The organism is Kitasatospora sp. NPDC091276 (assembly GCF_040684355.1).
GTDB lineage: Bacteria > Actinomycetota > Actinomycetes > Streptomycetales > Streptomycetaceae > Kitasatospora.
Genome location: NZ_JBFBFU010000006.1, coordinates 220,061 through 239,506 on the forward strand (window position 1 = coordinate 220,061; position 19,446 = coordinate 239,506).

Below are 19,446 nucleotides of genomic sequence, written 5' to 3' on the forward strand. Positions count from 1 at the left end.
GTACCCGGGGGAGCCCGCCGCCAAGACCCGCTGCTGGTCCGAACAGGTGAGCGCGGGGTGTCAGGCCGGCCGCTGGAGCACCATCAGCGAGCGGTCGGTGAGCCACAGCGCGTCCCCGGCCTTGACCCGCGCGCCCGTGCCCGGGGCGGGCAGCCGGGCCTGCGCGGTGTCGACCACGACCTGCCACTCCTGCCCGTGGTCGGCGGGCAGGGTGAACTCCAGCGGCTCGAAGTGCGCGTTGAACATCAGCAGGAAGGAGTCGTCGACGATCCGCCCGCCGCGCCGGTCCGGCTCGGAGATGGCGTAGCCGTTGAGGAAGACGGTCAGCGACTTGGCGTAGCTGGCGCCCCAGTTGCGCTTGGTCATCTCCTCCCCGCCGGGGGTGAACCAGGCGATGTCGGTGAGGTCGTCGTGGCCGCCCGAGTCGTGGCCGCCCGAGTCGTGACCGCCCGAGGGGTGACCGCCGGAGAGGTGGCCGCCGGCGGGGCGGCCGCCGGCGGCGAGCGTCCCCGGCCCGGGGCGCCCGGGGACCGGCCGCCCGTGGAAGAAGCGCCGCCGCCGGAACACCGGGTGGTCGCGGCGCAGCCAGATCATCCCCTGGGTGAACTCCAGCAGCCGCGCCTCGGGCCCGTCGCCGTCCGGCCAGTGCAGCCAGGTGAGTTCGTTGTCCTGGCAGTAGGCGTTGTTGTTGCCCTGCTGGGTGCGGCCGAGTTCGTCGCCGTGGGAGAGCATCGGCACGCCCTGGGAGAGCATCAGGGTGGCGATGAAGTTGCGCTGCTGGCGGGCTCTGAGCTCCTCGACGGCCGGGTCGGTGCCGGGGCCCTCGACGCCGCAGTTCCAGGAGCGGTTGAAGGACTCGCCGTCGCGGTTGTCCTCGCCGTTGGCCTCGTTGTGCTTGTCGTTGTAGGAGACGAGGTCGCGCAGGGTGAAACCGTCGTGGCAGGTCACGAAGTTGATGGAGGCGATGGGGCGGCGGCCGTCGTCCTGGTAGAGGTCGGAGGAGCCGGTGAGCCGGGAGCCGAACTCGGCGAGGGCGGCGGTCTCGCCGCGCCACAGGTCGCGCACGGTGTCCCGGTACATGCCGTTCCACTCGGTCCACAGCGGCGGGAAGTTTCCGACCTGGTAGCCGCCCTCGCCGAGGTCCCAGGGTTCGGCGATCAGCTTGGCCTGGGAGACCACCGGGTCCTGCTGGACGAGGTCGAAGAAGGAGGAGAGCCGGTCGACCTCGTGGAACTGCCGGGCCAGGGTGGCGGCGAGGTCGAAGCGGAAGCCGTCGACGTGCATCTCGGTGACCCAGTAGCGCAGCGAGTCCATGATCAGCTGGAGCACGTGCGGGCTGCGCATCAGCAGGCTGTTGCCGGTGCCGGTGGTGTCCTCGTAGAACCGCTGGTCCTGGGCGAGGCGGTAGTAGGAGACGTTGTCCAGCCCGCGCAGGGACAGCGTCGGCCCGAGGTGGTTGCCCTCGGCGGTGTGGTTGTAGACGACGTCCAGGATCACCTCGATCCCGGCCGCGTGCAGCGCCTTGACCATCGACTTGAACTCCTGCACCTGCTGGCCCCGGTCGCCGCTGGAGGCGTAGGAGGAGTGCGGGGCGAAGAAGCCGATGGTGTTGTAGCCCCAGTAGTTGGTCAGGCCCAGGTCGCGCAGCCGGTGGTCGCGGACGAACTGGTGCACCGGCATCAGCTCGATCGCGGTGACGCCGAGCTTGGCCAGGTGCTCGATCACCGCCGGGTGGGCCAGGCCCGCGTAGGTGCCGCGGATCTCCTCGGGGATGCCGGGGTGCAGCCGGGTGAGGCCCTTGACGTGCGCCTCGTAGATGACGGTGCGGTGGTAGTCGGTGCGCGGCGGGTGGTCGGTGCCCCAGTCGAAGTACGGGTTGATCACGACCGAGTGCATGGTGTGCGGGGCGGAGTCGAGGTCGTTGCGGCGCTCGGGCGCGCCGAAGTGGTAGCCGTAGACGGCCTCGTCCCAGTCGATGTGCCCGCTCATCGCCTTGGCGTACGGGTCCAGCAGCAGTTTGGCGCTGTTGTGGCGCTGGCCTAGGCCGGGGTTGTACGGGCCGTGGACGCGGAAGCCGTAGCGCTGGCCGGGCTGGACGCCGGGGAGGTAGGCGTGCCGGACGAAGGCGTCCGTCTCGCGCAGTTCGACGGCCGTCTCCGAGCCGTCCTCGTCGATCAGGCACAGCTCGATCCGGTCGGCACTCTCGGAGAACACCGCGAAGTTGGTGCCGACCCCGTCGTAGGTGGCGCCGAGGGGGTAGGGCTTACCGGGCCAGACCTGCATGAGTCCTCAACTTCCTTGCACTCAACGGAAACTGACGTGTAGTCCGATAACGTGCCCGGACCCGGACGCTCTCTTCCCGGCCGGGCGGCCGGGCATGTGCGGCGCTCGCGCGCCGTGACGCACGGCACAGTGCGCATACTCCCCGAGCCTTCCCCCGGCGGCCGGGACATGTGCTGCCGGTTCGCCCGAACGGGTGTCCAGTCGGCATTCCTGTGATAAGTGCGGGCCAGTGGTGGGCGGGCTTGTGGCGGGCGGGCCTGCGATGAGCGGGGCCTGCGACGGGCGTGGGCCTGTGAAGGGTGGGCCTGGTGGTGGTGCCGGGCCCCGTGGGCCATCCGGCTGCACACCGCTCGCGGCGGGCAGTACCCTTGATCGTCCGGCCGTCCCCGGGCCGGTGGCGCTCCATCAGCCGCGCAGGGGCGGAGCGTAGAGCAGCAAACCAGGTGAGGTGGCGCATGGTGTTCCCCGCCGGCGGCCGCGGCCCGGGGCCCGACGGCCCCGACCGGGGCGGCGCCCGCAGCGAGGCGCCCACGGTCGTCATGCGCCCCACCCTGTCCGGCCGCCCCCTGGTGCCCGCCCAGGGCGGCCCGGTCGAGGTCCCCGCCCTCGCCTGGTCCGCCGCCGAATGGGAGGACGCCTACCAACGGGTCCGCCTGTCCGGCCGCGCCTACGTCTGGCTCAACCTCGTCGAGCAGCGGCTGCGCTCCCTCGTCGACGAGGTGCTGCACCCCATCTACGCCCCCGCCCACGGCGAGGACTGGGTCACCGCCGCAGCCGGCCCCGCCGGCGAGGAGTGGGCGCACCGGGCCGGCGCCGTCCGCGAGGTCAGCCGCCGCAAGGGCTACCTGCTCGACCCGGCGGACGACGACCCGCTGGTCTTCCTCACCCTGCCCCAGCTGCGCGAGCTGATGGTCCAGCACTGGCCCTGCTTCGAGCCCTACCTGTCCGACCGGCGCGAGATCGAACTCGCCCTGGACGAACTGGAAGTGGCCCGGCACGTGGTCTCCCGCAACCGGGTGCTCACCCAGACCGTCCTCGCCCAGACCGAACGCGCCGCCGCCCGCCTGCTCGCCGTCCTCGACGGCGGCGCCGGCGGCGTGCCCGCCGACGTCGTCGAGTCGCTGGTGGCCGGCCGGTACGCGGACGTCGTCGCCGTGCACGCCGACCGCGTCCGCCTCCAGCGCGACCTGCCCGTCGAGGACCTGCTGGACGGCGCCCGGCGCCTGGACGCGCTCGGCATCGGCCTCGGCATGCTCTGCCAGAACTACACCGGCAAGCGGCTGGTGCGCCTGGCCGGCGACGGCTGCCGGGTCCGTCTGCTCTTCCTCAACCCGGCGAGCAGCGCCGTCCGCCGCCGTGAACGCGAACTCGGCCTCGGACGCGGCGAGTTGTCGCGCTCCATCGAGATGAACATCATGCACGTGCGCCGGGTGCGGGCCCGGCTGCGCGACCAGGGCGGCTTCGAGATCCGGGTCTTCGACGAGACCCCGCGCTTCACCGCCTACCTCGTCGAGGGCCCCCGCCCGACCGGCCAGGTCGGCGGCCGCCGCCAGAGCCGCGACCTCGGCGTCATCCAGCCCTACCTGCGCCGCGCCCGGGGCATGGAGTCCCCGGCCCTGGTGCTGCGCGGCGGCGCCGGCCAGCAGCCCGGCGGCAGCGAACAGGGCCTGCTGGAGGTCTACCGCGAGGAGTTCGAGGGCGCCTGGGGCGACTCCCGGCCGGTGTCCTGAACCCGCCCCCCACTTCTGACGGACCATCGGATTCCTCTCTCCACCCCCGGGTGGAGACCCGGAACTCCATCCGTGCGGCGGCGACACCCCCGGGCCGCGCCGCGCAAGCTGGAGGCGGGGTCGCGGCCGCACGAGCGACGCGACGACGTCGAGGGGAGTGCGCCGTGGTGTACGGAACAAAGCGCGGGACAGGACGGGGGGCGGCGCGCGGAAGGCTGCGCGAAGGGCCCGGGGCGGGGCTCGGGACGGGGCCCGGCGGAAGGCTGCCGGGGAATGCCCGCCGAACCGCCCGCCGGCGCTGGCCGTTCGCGCTGGCCGGCGTGGCGGCAGCCCTGCTGGGCCTGCTGCCGGCCGTCCCCGCCGAGGCCCGGGAGGCGGGCGGCTGCCGTACGGTGACCTCCGCCGGCCGCCTGCAAGGGGTGGCCCAGGACGGCCGGTGCGCCTACCTGGGCGTCCCGTACGCGGCGCCGCCCACCGGCGGGCGCCGGTTCCGCCCGCCGCAGCCCGCCGCACCCTGGCCCGGAACGCTGCGCGCCACCCAGGCCCGCCCCGGCTGCCCGCAGGACCTGAGCGCGGGCGGCGGCGGCACCGAGGACTGCCTGTACCTCAACGTGTGGTCGGCGCACCACGGCGGCGCCCGCAAACCCGTCATGGTCTTCCTGCACGGCGGCGCGGACGAACTCGGGGCCGCCGGCCAGCCCGTCTTCGACGGCGGCCTGCTGGCCGAGCGCGGCGACGCAGTCGTGGTGAACCTGGACTACCGGCTCGGCATCCTGGGCTGGACGGAACTCGGCGCGCTCGACCCGTCCTACGCCGGCTCGGGCAACAACGGGCTGCGCGACGAGAGCGCCGCGCTGACCTGGGTGCGCCGGCACATCGGCGCCTTCGGCGGCGACCCGGGCAACGTCACCGTCTTCGGCCAGTCGGCCGGCGCGATCTCGATCAGCGCCCTGCTGGCCGGCGACCACCCCGAGCGCCTCTTCCGGCGCGCCATCGTCGAGAGCGGGCCCGGCTACCTGGTGCACACCGCGGCCGCCGCGCGGGCCACCGCCGGAAAGGTCTTCGCCACCGGCGGCATCCACACCGTCGCGGACCTCGACCGGCTGAGCACCCAACAGGTCCTCGAACTCCAGGAACAGGTCCAGCACGGGCTCTCCGGACTGTCCTCCGCGGTCTTCTTCGGCCCCTCCATCGACGGGGCGCTGGTGCCCGGCCCGGTCGTCGAACGGATCGCCGCCGGCAGCGCCCGCGACGTCGACGTGATGACCGGCACCACCGAGAACGAGACCGACTACTGGGCGCTGTTCGACCCCACGCTGCCGGACCTCCCGCTGAGCGCCTACCGCAACCTGCCCCCCGTGCTCGCCGACCGCAAACAGCAGATGTACGACCGGTACGCCGCCGACCGCCCCGGGGCCACCGAGGGCCGGGTGGTGAACGCGATGCTCACCGACCAGACCGAGCGGATCCCCACCCTGCGCCTGGCCGAGGCCCAGTCCCGCTGGCGGCCCACCCACGTCTACCAGTTCGACTGGCACGTGCCCTACGTCCCCGGCCTGCCCGCCGCCCAGAACCTGGGCGCCATGCACACCCTGGAACTGCCCTTCGTCTTCGGCGGCCTGGACCTCGGCGCGATTCCGCGCGGCGCGCAGACCGTCGCCGCCCAGCGGCCCGAACTCACCCGGCTGTCCGAGCGGATGGCCGACGCCTGGGCCTCCTTCGCCCGCCAGGGCGACCCGGGCTGGCCGTCCTACACCGCCGACGCGCGGGCCACCCGGATCTGGGACCTGAACCCCAGCGTCCGGTACGCCCCGCACGACGACGAACGCGCCCTCTGGGACGACTACTCCTTCCCCGCCCTGGACCTCGGCACCCGCTGAGGCCTTCCCGCCTTCCCGCCTTCCCGCCGGAGCAGGGGGCCGGGCCACCGCCCGGCCCCCTCGGCGCGCCCCGCCCCGGCGTCCGGCCCCTGAAACCCGCTGGCCAGGCCGGTGCGGCCGCTGCCACACTGCGAGCCGTGAACAGCCTTCCCGCCTGGACCCTGCGCCCCGCCACCGCCGCCGACGTCGAACCCGTCGCCGAACTCAAGGCCGTCGTCCTGCGCGCCGACCTCGAACGCCTCGGCCGCTACGACGACGACCGGGTCCGCCGGCGCCTGCGGGCGGGCTTCTCCAGCCGCCACAGCTCCGTCATCCTCGTCGACGGCGCCTTCGCCGGCTCCGTCACCGTCCGCCCCGCCGAGCAGGGCGGCCGCTGGATCGAGCACTTCTACCTCGCCCCCGCCCACCAGGGCCGCGGCCTCGGCACCGCCGTCCTGCGCCACCTCCTCGCCCAGGCCGACGCCGCCGGCGAGCCCGTGCGCCTCGACGTCCTCCAGGGCAGCCCCGCCCGCAGCCTCTACGAACGCCACGGCTTCGTCCTCGACCACGAGGACCCGATCGACGTCTACCTGGTCCGCGAGCCCGCCGCCTGAACCGGGGCCGGCCCGCTGGTCGGGGCGTGGCGCCCGGTGACGCTCGCCCGGGTGACGCGAGTAGGCCGGACGGATGGTGACCGGCGGTCGGGCGCGGCGCTCACCCGAGCACCGGGCCCGACGGCTTGTTAGCGTCCCGTCCATGATCGACAGCCCGCACTCCACCGGCTCCGAACACCCCCGCGCCACCCGCCGCGGCCTGCTGCGCACCGCCCTCGGCGCCACCACCGCCGGAGCCCTCACCCTCACCGGCGCCAGCCCCGCCCAGGCCGCGCCCCGCACCGCCACCCGGCGCATCGACTTCCACGGCCACCACCAGGCCGGCATCACCAACCCGCCCCCCGGCTACGGCACCTTCCTCGCCCTCGACGTCAAGGCCCGCGACCGCAAGGCCCTCGAAACCCTCCTGCGCACCCTCACCGACCGCATCCGCTTCCTCACCGCCGGCGGCACCCCGCCCGACCTCGGCCCCGCCGCCGCCCCCTCCGACAGCGGCACCCTCGGCCCCGACCTGCCCGCCGACGACCTCACCGTCACCGTCGCCGTCGGCGCCTCCCTCTTCGACACCCGCTACGGCCTCACCCGCCACCGCCCCCGCCGGCTCACCGCCATGCGGCCCTTCCCCGTCGACGCGCTGCGCCCCGCCGAATGCCACGGCGACCTCTCGCTCCAGATCTGCGCCGAGAACCGCGACACCGTCCAGCACACCATCCGCGACCTGCTGCGCAGCACCAACGGCCTGATCCGCCCGCGCTGGCAGCTCGACGGCTTCCAGAGCCGCTCCCGCCCCACCGGCGCCGCCCGCAACCTGCTCGGCTTCAAGGACGGCATCGAGAACCCCGACACCACGAACGCCCGCGAGCTGGACGCCCTCGTCTGGGTCGGCGAGGGCGGCGACGAACCGCGCTGGGCCGCCGGCGGCAGCTACCAGGTCATCCGCGCCATCCGCACCCTCGTCGCCGGCTGGGACGAGGTGCCGCTCAAGCAGCAGGAACGCCTGATCGGCCGGCGCAAGAACGACGGCGCCCCGCTCGGGGCGGCCGGCGAGACCGACACCCCCGACTACCGCAACGACCCCGACGGCGCCGTCATCCCCCTCGACTCCCACATCCGCCTCGCCAACCCCCGCACCGACGGCACCCGCGACAGCCGCATCCTGCGCCGCGCCTTCAACTACGACCGCGGCCTCGATTCCGACGGCGAACCCGACCTCGGCCTCGCCTTCTGCTGCTACCAGCAGGACGTGGCCCGCCAGTTCGAAGCCGTCCAGACCCGCCTCAACACCGAACCCCTCGCCCGCCACCTCCGCCCCACCGGCGGCGGCTACTTCTACGTCCTCCCCGGCGCCCACGACACCACCGACTGGCTCGGCCGCACCCTCCTCACCGCCACCTGACGCCCCGGTTCGCGCGCCCGTCGCCCAACCGGGGCGCGGGCGACCGCCGTTGGGGCGACCTGCCGAAACCGAGGGGACCGTCCGCCGCCGTCCGCCGCCGCACCGGCCCGCACCCCGACCGCCCCGGCGGCCGGGATGTCGGTGGGGCGGGTGATGATGGGGGCTGTTTCGAGAGGCAGGACGGAAGGACACCCCCTTATGAGCTGGTGGCAGCAGCCACTGGTCGGCTTCGACCTGGAGACCACGGGCACCGACCCGGCCGTGGACCGCATCGTCACGGCCGCGCTCGTGGACACCGTCGGGGCCCGCCGGGTGGGGGCCGCGCACTGGCTGCTCGACCCCGGGGTCCCGATCCCGGCCGAGGCGGAGGCGATCCACGGCATCGGCGACGACCTGGCCCGCGGCAAGGGCCGGCCGGCCAAGGAGGCGGTGGAGGAGATAGCCGGCGCGCTCTGCGAGCGGCTCGCCGCAGGGCGCCCGGTGGTCGCGTTCAACGCGCCGTTCGACCTGTCGCTGCTCGACGCCGAGCTGCGCCGGTACGGGCTGGTGCCGCTCGCCGAGCGCCTCGGCGCCCCGGTCGGGCCGGTGCTGGACGCGCTGGTCGTCGACCGGGCGGTGGACAAGTACCGCAAGGGCTCGCGCACCCTGCAACGGGTCTGCGAGGTGTACGGCGTCGAGCTGACGGACGCGCACGAGGCGGGCAGCGACGCGCTGGCGGCCGTCCGGGTCGCCGTCGCCCTCGCCGAGCGCTACCGGCCCGAGGTCGGCGACGTCGCGCCGGCCGAGCTGCACGAGCGCCAGATCGGCTGGTACCGGGAGTGGGCCGAGGGCTTGCAGGCGTGGCTGCGCCGCGGCAAGGACCCGCAGGCCGTGGTCGACCCGCGGTGGCCGATGAGGTGACCGCCCCCGGTGAGGCCGGCGGGCCGGGCGGGGCCTAGCCGGCCGGCCAGTCGAAGGTGTAGCCCTGGGCGACCAGCCAGGGCAGCAGCTGCTTGAGCGCGGCCACGGTCTGGGTGCGGTCGCCGCCGCCGTCGTGCATCAGGATCACGCCGCCGGGCTTGAGCTGCTTCTGCACGGTGGAGACGATGGCGGGCACGCCCGGGCGGGACCAGTCGCGCGGGTCGACGGACCAGCCGAGCGAGGACATGCCGAGGCTCGCGGTGATCTGCTCGTTGTCGGCGTTGAAGCCGCCGCCGGGGGCGCGGAACCAGCTGACCCGGGTGCCGGGGCCGCCGGCCTTGACGATCATGTCCCTGGCGGCGGAGATCTCGTAGGCGGCCTTGTCGTGGGGGAGCTTCGCGAACGGCTGCGGGTGGTGCACGCTGTGGTCGCAGAGCCGGTGGCCGGCCGCGAGGACGCGCTTGACCAGGGCCGGGTTGGCGGCGGCGTTCTGGCCGATCTCGCAGAAGGTGGCCTTGGCGTGGTACTGGGCGAGCAGGTCGAGGATCTGGCCGGTGGCGGGGCCGGGGCCGTCGTCGAAGGTGAGCGCCACGGTGTGGCCGCCGGAGGCGGTGGAGCCGATGACGGTGCCCGGCTTGACCGGCGCGGGCGTCGGCGCGGGGGTGCCCGAGGGCGTGGTCGCGACGGGGGTGGTGGTGACCGGGGTGCTCGGCGTGCCGCTGTGGGGCGCGGCGGTCGTCTCGGCCGGCGCCTTGGGCGTGCGCGGCTTCGGGACGGCCGGCGGGGCGGCGGAGGCGGGTGCGCTGTCGGAGCCGGGGGCGGGCGCGACGGTGGCGACGGGGCCGTCGGTCGGCCGGGAGTCGGTCGGCGCGATGGTGATCGGGGGCTGGGTGCTGACGCCGGCCGTCGGCTGGAGGGCTCCGCTGGCGGTGCCGCACGCGGCCAGGCCCAGGGTGGCGGCCGCCACGACGCAGCCTGCGACCAGCCGGCGGCGGGCCGTGAGGGCCGTACGGGTCGGAGGGGAGGGCCGGCGGGTGGCGGAGTGGGGCATGGCGGCGGCTCCTGTGGTGCAGAGGGGTGCAGAGGACGGGTGCCGATCCCTCGGTCAGGATGACTGTCCGATAGGACGCCGAGCGTACGTGCCCCGGTTGCGGAGCGGACCGGAGCGCCGTAGGAGTCTTCTCACACGCGCCCGGGTTGGCGCCCCCGCGGCCCGCCGGGTATCCCGGGGGCCGTGACGGGGGCGTCCCGGCACTTCAGAGGCCCGGCACTTCAGGAGCCCGTCACTTCGGAAGCCCGACGCCCCGGGAGCCCGACGCCTCAGAACGGGTACCAGCGCACCTCGGTGGCACCCTCCCGCAGCGAGGCGACCCGGCGCCGGAACTCCGCCAGCGCGGCCGGGTTGCCGGGCACCTGCTGGGCGACCCAGGAGGCGCTGGCGGTCTCCCGGGCCCCGCGCAGCACCGCGAAGCCGGGCCAGGCGCGCACGTCCCAGCCGTACGCCTCGACGAAGGCCCGGTACTCCTCGCCGGGCGCGCCGTACCGGTCGTGGCTGAGCGCGAGGACCACCAGATCGTGTTCGCGCAGGTCGTGCGAGACGTTCTCCAGGTCGAGCAGGACGGGCCCGTCCGGGCCGACGTGGACGTTGCGGGGCAGCGCGTCGCCGTGGATCACACCGGGGTGCAGGTGCGGGGCGAGGTCGGGCAGGGCGGCGGCGAAGCCGTCGCGGCGGTGGCGCAGGAAGGCGACGTCGGCCGGGTCGACGTGGCCCTCGGCGGAGGCCAGCCAGCGTTCGACGGGGGCCAGCAGGTCGCGGTGGGCGAGCGGGAAGGGCGGCAGCGGCAGCCGGTGCAGGGCGCGCAGCAGCGGGGCGAGGTCGGCGGGGCGGGCGGGGCGGACGGCGGGGGCGAGCCGGTGCCAGAAGGTGACGGGGTGCCCGTGGGCGAGCTGGGGCTCGGCTTCCACCGCGTCGTACGGGCGGACCACCGGGACGTCCTGGGCGGCGAGCCAGTGGGCGACGGCGAGTTCGTGCCGCGCCCGTTCGTACAGTTCGGGGCCGCGGCCGACCTTGGCGACGACGGCCGGGTCACCGAGGTCGAAGACGGCGTTCTCGCCGAGCGCGAGCAGCCGGGCGTCGCCGGGGCCGGGCAGTCCGGCGGACTCGCAGGCGTGGGCGAGCAGCAGCCGGGCGCGGCCTTCGTCGAAGGGGATCATGGCGGTGCTCCGTTGGGGCGGCGTTCATCCGGAGGCCTCCGGACGGTGATCATCATGACGGACCGGGGTGGGGTTTTCCCTACCCTCCCACCCTGACATCTCCTCCCAGGGGGTAGGGGAGAGATCCACCCTGAGGGGGAGCTGTCTCCACCCGGAGCACGAGGTCAAGGGGCGTGCGCCCGGGAGAGACTGGGTCGGGGCCGCTTCGGAGCGGCCTGACGGGGGTTGGACCACGGGGGCTCCTTGCCGGGCGGCAAGCAAGTACTCGTAGGATGACGCCCGAATCCACTTACCTGCCGACCGGCTAGGGGGCGCCGCCGCGCGTCTCCCACCGGTCCAGCCGTCGCCCGGCGTCCCGTCCCCCAAGGGCTGCGGTGAACCATGCCCAGGAGGCATCGAGCATGTTCCACCGACTAGGACAATTCGTCGTACGCCGTGCGTGGTGGGTGATCATCGCGTGGGTGATCGGAATGATCGCCGTCCTCATGACCGCGCCGAAGGTCAGTTCGCAGACCGACGAAGCCGCGTTCCTCCCCAAGCACTACGAGTCCATCCAGGCCGCACAGGTGCAGGAGCGGGCCTTCCCGGCCGCCTTCACCCCGGGCGCGCTCGCACTCTTCGAGCGCAACGACGGCGCCGCGTTCACCGACGCGGACAAGGCCGCGATGGGCAAGCTCGTCCAGGACCTGACGGCCAAGAAGATCGACGGCGTCGAGAAGATCATCCCGCCGTCCGACCAACTGGGCATATCCCCGGACCACAAGTACGCGATGGCCATGATCGCCGTCGACAAGTCGAAGCAGCAGGACCAGAACGGGACCGCGGACATCGCCAAGGCCCTCCGCGACGACGGCAAGGCACTGGCCTCCGGCACCGACCTGAAGTTCCAGCTCGGCGGCCCCGCCGCCCAGGCGCTCGACCAGAAGGAAGCCTCCGGCTCGGCCGAGGGCATCATCACCATGGCCACGGTGCTCCTGGTCATCGTGATCGTCGGCATCATCTTCCGCGGCATCCTGGCCGGCCTGCTGCCGGTCCTGGTCTCGCTGATGATCGCGCTGCCCGCCTCCATCGGCCTGATCAACTACGCGACCGACATCTTCAACCTCAAGAGCACACCCATCCTGATGGCGATCCTGATCGTCGTCGTGCTCGGCGTCGGCACCGACTACTTCCTGTTCCTCGCCTTCCGCTACCGCGAGCGACTGCGGGCCGGCGACGACCGCAACGCCGCCGTGGCCAACGCGGTCGGCCGGGTCGGCGAGGCGATCGCCTCCGCCGCCGGCGCCGTCACCATCGCCTTCGCCGCGCTGATCCTCTCCAGCCTCGGCATGTTCCAGGCGCTCGGCCCCGCGCTGGCGATCGCGGTCGTGGTCACCGCCCTGGCCTCGCTCACCCTGGCCCCCGCGCTGCTCGCGGTCATCCCCGCCCGCGCCGTCTTCTGGCCCGGCAAGAAGTGGACGGACGAGCCGAGCACCGCGCGCTTCACCGCGCTCGGCCGGGTCGTCCAGAAGCGCCCGGCGCTGGCCGCCGTCGCCTCCGGCGGCGTACTGGTCGCCCTGTCCGTGGGCGCGCTCGGCTACAACGGCCTCTTCGACATGGCGGGCAGCTCCATGCCCAAGGACAAGGAGTCGATGGTCGTCCAGGACAAGATGGCCAAGGGCTTCTCCGCCGGCGCCGCCGACCCGAGCCAGGTCTACCTGAGCAGCACCGACGGCAAGAAGCTCGACCCGGCCTCCTTCCCGGCCTTCGCCGACAAGCTGCAGGGCGTCGGCGGGGTGTCCAAGGTCTACCTGCCGAGCGCCGACGCCAAGAGCATCAGCGCCGACGGCGCCACCGCCCAGTTCACCGTCATGCTCAAGGACGCCCCGGCCAGCAACGAGGCGATCGACGCGGTGACCGAGCTGCGCACCGTCGCCCACGCGCAGGCCCCGGCCGGCAGCGAGGCCAAGGTCGGCGGCCTCACCTCGGTGTTCAAGGACATCAACCTGGCGATGACCCACGACTACAAGCTGGTCTTCCCGATCGCCGGGCTGCTGATCCTGCTCATCCTGGCCCTCCAGCTGCGCAGCGTGGTCGCCCCCTGGTACCTGATGGCCTCGGTTGGCCTCGGCTTCAGCGCCACGCTGGGCGCCACCACGCTGATCTTCCAGAAGATCGGCAACGAGACCGGCCTGATGTTCATGATGCCGATCCTCATCTACCTCTTCGTGGTGGCGATCGGGACGGACTACAACATCCTGATCATCGCCCGTCTGCGCGAGGAGGCCCGCGCGGGCCGCAGCCCGCGCGAGGCGGCCCGTGAGGCGCTGCGCCACGGCGGCCCGACCGTCGCCGCGGCCGGCTTCATCCTGGCGGCCTCGTTCGGGACGTTCATGCTCGCCGGCAACACCTTCATGATGGAGTTCGGCTTCGCGATGGCCTTCGGCATCGTGCTGGCGGCCTTCGTGATGGCGATGTTCTTCACCCCGGCGCTCACCGCGCTGATCGGCAACCGGGCCTGGTGGCCAGGCCACGGCGCCGACCCCGAGCACGGCCACGGCGGCAGCCACGGCGCAAGCCTCGGTGCCGGCCCGGCGGCGGACGCGTACGGCGTGCCGGAGCCGGCCGGACGGCGCTGATCGCCTCGTTCGGACACGGTCGACGCCCGACCGGCGCGCCACACAGGCGGCGTCCCGCTTCGGCGGGGCGCCGCTTGCCCCCTTTCCCTGGCCGTCAAACGTGATCTGTTGAGCACAAAAGTCCCCGGTCAATCGGGGTGTCGCCGTGCTACAGTCGACTCAGTTGCAGTTTTGGTTCCCATGAACGTATGTGTGCGCCTGCTGGTCCAACCAACAGGCGCATTTGTTTTGTCCGGTGTTTCAGTCTCCGGATGGGGATCGCGGCTACTCCGGGGTTCACGCGGTGTGAATCCCTGATGCCCCAGTTTTTTGAGGAGACGGTTATGGCTACCGGCACCGTGAAGTGGTTCAACAGCGAAAAGGGCTTCGGCTTCATCGAGCAGGCCGAGGGCGGCCCGGACGTGTTCGCGCACTACTCGAACATCCAGGCCAACGGCTTCCGTGAGCTCGTCGAGGGCCAGGCCGTCGAGTTCGACGTGACCCAGGGCCAGAAGGGCCCGCAGGCCGAGAACATCCGCGTCATCGGCTGACGTCAGCCTCCACGCTGACTCGCGATCTCGCGAAGCGGGGGCCCGTACCACACGGTGCGGGCCCCCGCGCATGCCGCCGTACGGCCGGGGCGGCGAGTTTCCTACCGACGGCCGACCAGCCCCCACCCGGGGCTGCCGACCGACGTACGGAGACTTCGTGACCACCCCTGCCCGCCCGCCGCGTGACCGCGCCGCCCGCACCACCGACCAGGCCCGCCGCGGCGAGAACCCGCGCCGCAGCGCCGGCGCCGGCCGCGGCGAGAACGCCGGCCGCACCGGCACCGGCGACCGCGCCCGCCGCGGCGAGAACCCGCGCGCCACCGGCGACGCCGAGCGCGCCCGCAAGCCGCGCGGCCGCACCGGCGCCCCCAAGAACACCCGCGCCGCCGCCGTGCCCGAGGCCGCCGACTTCACCGTCGTCGAGGGCACCCCGGCCCGGCCCCCGGCGGACACCTTCGCCGAACTGGACCTGCCCAAGGGCATCCTCAGCACGCTCACCCGCGAAGGCGTCACCGCGCCGTTCCCGATCCAGGGCGCCACGCTGCCCGACTCGATCGCCGGCCGCGACGTGCTCGGCCGCGGCCGCACCGGCTCCGGCAAGACCCTCGCCTTCGGCCTGCCGCTGCTCGCCCGCACCGCCGGGCGCCGCGCCGTCGCCCGCTACCCGCTGGCGCTCGTCCTGGTGCCCACCCGCGAGCTCGCCCAGCAGGTCACCGACGCGCTCACCCCCTACGCGACCGCCGTCAACCTGCGGATCACCACCGTCGTCGGCGGCATGTCGATCAACCGCCAGGCCAACGCCGTCCGCCGTGGCACCGAGGTCCTGGTCGCCACCCCCGGCCGGCTCGACGACCTGATCGGCCGCGGTGACGTCAACCTGTCCGACGTCGCCATCACCGTCCTCGACGAGGCCGACCAGATGGCCGACATGGGCTTCCTCCCGCAGGTCAGCAAGCTGCTGGAGCAGGTCGCCGAGGGCGGGCAGCGGATGCTGTTCTCCGCGACCCTGGACCGCAACGTCGACCGCCTGGTCAAGCGCTTCCTCACCGACCCGGTCACCCACTCGGTCGACCCGTCGGCCGGCGCGGTCACCACCATGGACCACCACGTCCTCCAGCTGGACCAGGCCGACAAGGCGTCCACCACCGCGCACATCGCCTCCCGCGACGGGCGCGTGATCATGTTCGTGCACACCAAGCACGGCGCCGACCGCCTCGCCAAGCAGCTGCTCGCCACCGGCGTCCGGGCCGCGGCCCTGCACGGCGGCAAGTCCCAGCCGCAGCGCAACCGGGTCCTCGACCAGTTCCGCGACGGCCACGTCACCGCGCTGATCGCCACCAACGTCGCCGCCCGAGGCATCCACATCGAAGGCCTCGACCTGGTCGTCAACGTCGACCCGCCGGTCGACCACAAGGACTACCTGCACCGCGGCGGCCGCACCGCCCGGGCCGGCGAGTCCGGCACCGTCGTCACCCTCGTCCTGCCCGAGCAGCGCCGCGAGGTCAACCGGCTGATGACGGTCGCGGGCATCCGCCCCACCGTCACCAAGGTCCGCCCCGGCGACGCCGACCTCGCCAAGATCACCGGTGCCCGCACCCCCAGCGGCGTCGCGGTCGCCGTCGCCGTCCCCGCGCCCGCCGAGGCCCCGGCCGCCAAGGCCGACGCCAAGTCCGGCAACCCGCGCCGCCGCCCCGGCAAGCGCTCCGCGCTGCCCGCCGACGTCGACATGAACGGCAACCCGCGACGCCCCCGCCCCAAGCAGCGCATGGGCGCCGCCGCCGCCCAGGGCGACCGCCCCCAGGCGGCCGGTTTCATCGGCCGCTCCTCCGGCCGCGCCAAGCCCGGCAGCGGCGCCAAGTCCGGCTCCAACTACGGCACCGGCCGCCAGCGCCGCGCCATCGACTGACCCCCGGCGACCGTCCGACGGCCCGGCCCCCTCGCACCGAGGGGGCCGGGCCGTTTCGTCGCGGGCCCGTCCGTCCGACGGACGCCGTCACCCTGCGGCGGTCCGACCCGGGCGAACCTCCGTTGATGTTGGTCATGTGCAATGCTATGTACATCACCACCATCGGTCGACGGAGGTATCCGGATGTCCGTGACACAGATCGACATCGATGAAGACGCGCTGGAACGAGCAATGACGCTCGCCGGAGTTCGGACCAAGAAGGACGCCGTCAACCTGGCACTGCGCTTCTACGCCGAGCGGCAGGAACGTGCTGCCCGGATCAGCCGGCATTTCGAGCGGGCTCGGCACTGGGGAGCCGTCGAGGACGCAGAGCGGATGCACCGAGCGGAGAAGGACGCCCGGTGATCTATCTCCTCGACACCTCCGGACTCGTCCGGTTGTTGGGCGAGCCCAAGCTCCTGGCCGTCTGGTACGACGCGATCGACGCAGGGGCGATCGCGTCGTGCTACCCGCAGCGCGCGGAGTTTCTGTACAACGCGCGCAGCGGCCGGGAGTACGACGAGATCACCGAGATGTTCGCCGACCTGTACCCGGACGTCTCGGTACCGAAGAACGCTGGGCGCTGGATCGACACGGTTCAGCGGCGCATGGCCCTCGCCGGGCAGCACCGTAGTGCCTCCGCGGTCGACCTCATGATCGCGGCGACGGCCGCGCACCACGGCCTCACGGTCCTCCACGACGATGCGGGCTACCGCGCGGTGGCGCGGCACGCCGCCGACCTGAGCGAGCACAGCGTCCTCGATCACGGGTGAGCCGGCCCCGTGGTCAGGCGGTGAGCGTCCGGGGCATCGTGGCAGCCGTACGCGCCTCGTCGTAGCGCTCCAGGAGGAGGGCGGCGAGTTCGGGGGCGGGGCCCAGGACGGCGGCGACGGCGTCCGCTCCGGCGGCGGCCTCGGCGATGCGGTCGGGCAGGAGGCCCGGGGCCAGCAGGTAGGGGGAGACGGCGGTGCGGGCGGCGCCCGCGGCGCGCAGGGCGGCCAGGGCGTCGGGCACGCGCGGGCCGGTGGCGGAGGCGTAGGCCACCTCGACGGCGGCCCAGCCGCGGCTGCGGCGCCACCCGGCGGCCACCGTGCGGGTGGCGGCGTCGGCGGCCGGGTCGGAGGAGCCGGCCGCCGCGAGCACCACGCCGGTGCGGGCCCGGACGGCGGCCGAGCGCACGTCCACCCCGGCCTCGGCGAGGCGGCGGTCCAGGGCGGCGAGCAGCAGCGGCGACGGGCCCAGGACGGCGGCGACGGGCAGGGCCGCGCCGGCCGTGCGCAGGGCGGCCGGGATGTCGTGCTTGGCGTGGTAGGCCCGGTTGAGCAGCAGCGGGACGGCCACCGCGTCTCCGAGCCGCCCGACGACCTGCGGGATGCGCGGCGCGCAGTGGTCCAGGTAGGCGGTGGCGACGTCCAGCCCGGGGCGCAGCGCCCGCACCTCCTGGACCAGTGCGGCCACGGTCGCGGCGTGCCGCGGGTCGCGGCTGCCGTGGGCGATCAGCAGGAGGGCGGGCATCGGCGTCGGCCTTACTTGACGGCGGCCAGCAGGCCGCGGTTGCGCAGCACCCGGCGCTCGACCGGGGTGAAGACGAGCAGTTCGATGGCGATGCCGACGAACAGGATCAGGATGATGCCGAGCAGCACCCCGGACATGTCGGAGAACTCGCGCTGGTCCTCCAGGAACCGGCCCAGGCCCCGGCCGAGGTCGGGGGAGGAGGCGACGAGTTCGGCGGCCATCAGGGAGCGCCAGGAGAACGCCCAGCCCTGCTTGAGGCCGGCCAGGTAGCCGGGCAGCGCGGCGGGGATCAGCACGAGCCGGGCGCCGGTGAGGCCGGTGGCGCCGATGGTGCGTCCGGCGCGCAGGAACAGCGGCGGCACCTGGTCGATGCCGGCGACCAGGCCGTTGGCGATGGAGGGGACGGCGCCGAGCAGTATGACCGCGTACATCATCCGGTCGTTGATGCCGAGCCAGATGACCGCGGCCGGCACCCAGGCGACCGAGGGCAGCGACTGCAGGCCCTGGAGGACCGGGCCGATGGCGGTGCGCACCGGCCGGACGCGGGCGACGACCAGCCCGATCGGGGTGCCGATGACGACGGCGAGCAGGAAGCCGGACAGGCCGCGCCAGACGCTGGTCCAGATGATCGAGAACAGCGTGCCCTGGTACCAGAGCTCCTGGGCGGAGTGCCACACGTCGGTCGGGCTGGGCAGCTTGTAGGCGGAGGTGAGGTGCAGGCTGTAGGCGCCCTGCCACAGGGCGAGCACCACGAGGACGCCGATCAGCGGCGGCAGGGCCTTGGTCCGCAGCGCCTGGCCGAGCGAGCCGCGCTGGGTGGAGACGGCGTCGAGGGCGTCCAGGCCGGCGCCGACACCGGCGGTGTCCGTGGCGGCGGCCCCGTCGGTCCTGTCGGCCCTGCCGGCCTTGCCGGTCTTCTCCAGGACCGGGGTGCTGTCAGTGCTGGCCATGGCGACGGATCTCCCCACGCAGTTCTTCGGTGATCTCGATGGACAGGTCGGCGACGCCGGCGGACTCGATGCGGCGCGGCTGCGGCAGGTCGATCCGCCACTCGCGGGCGACCCGGCCGGGGCGGGAGGAGAGCAGGACGACGCGCTGGGCCAGGCGCACGGCCTCGCGCACGTTGTGGGTGACGAACAGGACGGACAGCTGCCGCTCGGCCCAGATCCGGGTGATCTCGTCGTGCAGCACGTCGCGGGTGATGGCGTCGAGCGCGGCGAACGGCTCGTCCATCAGCAGCACCTGGCTGCCCTGGGCGAGCGCGCGGGCCATCGCGACGCGCTGGCGCATGCCGCCGGACAGCTCGTGCACGCGCTTGCCGTACGAGCCCTTGAGGCGGACGAGTTCGAGCAGGCGCTCGGCTTCGGCGCGGCGCTCGGGGCGGGGGACGCCGGCCAGCTTGAGGGCGAGTTCGATGTTGCGGCCGGCGGTGAGCCAGGGGAACAGCGCGTGTTCCTGGAACATCAGCGCGGGGCGGCCGCCGGGCACCTCGATGGTGCCGCGGCTGGGCTTGTCCAGGCCGGCGACCAGGTTGAGCAGGGTGGACTTGCCGCAGCCCGAGGCGCCGAGCAGGGTGACGAACTCGCCGGGCGCGACGTCGAGGGTGATGTCGTCCAGGACGTGGGTCTGCGCGCCCGGGCGGCCGAAGGACTTGTGCACGTGCGAGATCCGGACGGCGGGCGCGGCGCCGTCGGCGTCGGCGCCGGCGGCGTCGGCGGTGTCCGCCGAGGTGGTCAGTGCCGGTGTCATCCGGGCACCTCCTGCGTGAGTGGTCTGGCTGAGGGCTGGCGGAGCGGGAGCGGGGCCGGGGCCCGGCCCCGCCCGTCCCGGTGGGCATCGATC

At 73.8% G+C, this 19,446-nt stretch carries 16 protein-coding genes; 10 read left to right on the top strand and 6 right to left on the bottom strand.

The features are described 5' to 3' along the window. Nucleotides 1–60 precede the first annotated feature (60 nt). Nucleotides 61–2,283, bottom strand: coding sequence for a glycogen debranching protein GlgX (glgX, locus tag AB0O19_RS10255; RefSeq protein ID WP_363618984.1), 2,223 nt, complete (start codon nucleotides 2,281–2,283; stop codon nucleotides 61–63). A 539-nt stretch (nucleotides 2,284–2,822) separates the two neighbouring features. Between glgX and AB0O19_RS10260 the strand changes: the two genes are divergently transcribed. The 5 genes from AB0O19_RS10260 (at nucleotide 2,823) to AB0O19_RS10280 (ending at nucleotide 8,782) form a co-directional block, all read left to right on the top strand. Continuing rightward, nucleotides 2,823–4,013 (top strand): SAV2148 family HEPN domain-containing protein, encoded by a 1,191-nt coding sequence (locus AB0O19_RS10260; protein WP_350881759.1) that lies wholly within the window; start codon nucleotides 2,823–2,825, stop codon nucleotides 4,011–4,013. Nucleotides 4,014–4,333: 320 nt separating this feature from the next. After that, on the top strand, nucleotides 4,334–5,893 hold the full coding sequence (locus AB0O19_RS10265; RefSeq protein WP_363618985.1) for a carboxylesterase family protein: 1,560 nt from the start codon (nucleotides 4,334–4,336) through the stop codon (nucleotides 5,891–5,893). A 137-nt stretch (nucleotides 5,894–6,030) separates the two neighbouring features. Next, nucleotides 6,031–6,486, top strand: a complete 456-nt coding sequence (locus AB0O19_RS10270; protein WP_363584142.1) for a GNAT family N-acetyltransferase — start codon at nucleotides 6,031–6,033, stop codon at nucleotides 6,484–6,486. Nucleotides 6,487–6,628: 142 nt separating this feature from the next. Then, nucleotides 6,629–7,882, top strand: a complete 1,254-nt coding sequence (efeB, locus tag AB0O19_RS10275; protein ID WP_363618986.1) for an iron uptake transporter deferrochelatase/peroxidase subunit — start codon at nucleotides 6,629–6,631, stop codon at nucleotides 7,880–7,882. 198 nt (nucleotides 7,883–8,080) lie between these two features. Next, nucleotides 8,081–8,782 carry an exonuclease domain-containing protein gene (locus tag AB0O19_RS10280; protein WP_363618987.1) on the top strand — a complete coding sequence of 234 codons (702 nt, stop codon included), beginning with the start codon at nucleotides 8,081–8,083 and terminating at the stop codon, nucleotides 8,780–8,782. Nucleotides 8,783–8,816: 34 nt separating this feature from the next. Here the strand turns inward: AB0O19_RS10280 and AB0O19_RS10285 are convergent, their stop codons facing one another. Together AB0O19_RS10285 and AB0O19_RS10290 are read right to left on the bottom strand one after the other, a co-directional pair. Beyond that, nucleotides 8,817–9,833: a polysaccharide deacetylase family protein gene (locus AB0O19_RS10285; protein WP_363618988.1), complete on the bottom strand. Its 1,017-nt coding sequence runs from the start codon at nucleotides 9,831–9,833 to the stop codon at nucleotides 8,817–8,819. A 269-nt stretch (nucleotides 9,834–10,102) separates the two neighbouring features. After that, nucleotides 10,103–10,996, bottom strand: a complete 894-nt coding sequence (locus AB0O19_RS10290) for an aminoglycoside phosphotransferase family protein (RefSeq protein ID WP_363618989.1) — start codon at nucleotides 10,994–10,996, stop codon at nucleotides 10,103–10,105. Between the two features lie 470 nt (nucleotides 10,997–11,466). On the opposite strand from AB0O19_RS10290, the gene AB0O19_RS10295 reads away from it, so the two are divergent. The 5 genes from AB0O19_RS10295 to AB0O19_RS10315 all read left to right on the top strand — a co-directional run bounded on the left by AB0O19_RS10295 (nucleotide 11,467) and on the right by AB0O19_RS10315 (nucleotide 16,862). After that, nucleotides 11,467–13,614, top strand: a complete 2,148-nt coding sequence (locus AB0O19_RS10295; RefSeq protein WP_363619081.1) for an MMPL family transporter — start codon at nucleotides 11,467–11,469, stop codon at nucleotides 13,612–13,614. A gap of 323 nt (nucleotides 13,615–13,937) precedes the next feature. Then, entirely contained in the window at nucleotides 13,938–14,144 is a 207-nt protein-coding gene (locus AB0O19_RS10300; RefSeq protein WP_350881634.1) for a cold-shock protein, read from the top strand. A gap of 391 nt (nucleotides 14,145–14,535) precedes the next feature. After that, the gene (locus AB0O19_RS10305; protein WP_363619082.1) at nucleotides 14,536–16,050 is read left to right on the top strand and encodes a DEAD/DEAH box helicase; all 1,515 of its coding nucleotides are present in this window, start codon (nucleotides 14,536–14,538) and stop codon (nucleotides 16,048–16,050) included. A 183-nt stretch (nucleotides 16,051–16,233) separates the two neighbouring features. After that, a complete protein-coding gene (locus AB0O19_RS10310) occupies nucleotides 16,234–16,455 on the top strand; it encodes a type II toxin-antitoxin system VapB family antitoxin (RefSeq protein ID WP_363618990.1) in 222 nt (73 codons plus the stop codon). Continuing rightward, entirely contained in the window at nucleotides 16,452–16,862 is a 411-nt protein-coding gene (locus tag AB0O19_RS10315; RefSeq protein ID WP_363618991.1) for a PIN domain-containing protein, read from the top strand. The genes AB0O19_RS10310 and AB0O19_RS10315 overlap by 4 nt, the downstream gene beginning before the upstream one ends. A gap of 13 nt (nucleotides 16,863–16,875) precedes the next feature. Here AB0O19_RS10315 and AB0O19_RS10320 read toward each other — a convergent pair whose 3' ends face one another. From AB0O19_RS10320 to AB0O19_RS10330, 3 genes are read right to left on the bottom strand one after another with little or no spacing between them, the layout of a single operon-like run. Continuing rightward, entirely contained in the window at nucleotides 16,876–17,604 is a 729-nt protein-coding gene (locus AB0O19_RS10320; protein WP_363618992.1) for a sirohydrochlorin chelatase, read from the bottom strand. Nucleotides 17,605–17,615: 11 nt separating this feature from the next. Beyond that, entirely contained in the window at nucleotides 17,616–18,554 is a 939-nt protein-coding gene (locus AB0O19_RS10325) for an ABC transporter permease (protein WP_363618993.1), read from the bottom strand. Beyond that, a complete protein-coding gene (locus tag AB0O19_RS10330; protein WP_363618994.1) occupies nucleotides 18,541–19,353 on the bottom strand; it encodes an ABC transporter ATP-binding protein in 813 nt (270 codons plus the stop codon). The genes AB0O19_RS10325 and AB0O19_RS10330 overlap by 14 nt, the downstream gene beginning before the upstream one ends. Nucleotides 19,354–19,446: the final 93 nt, after the last annotated feature.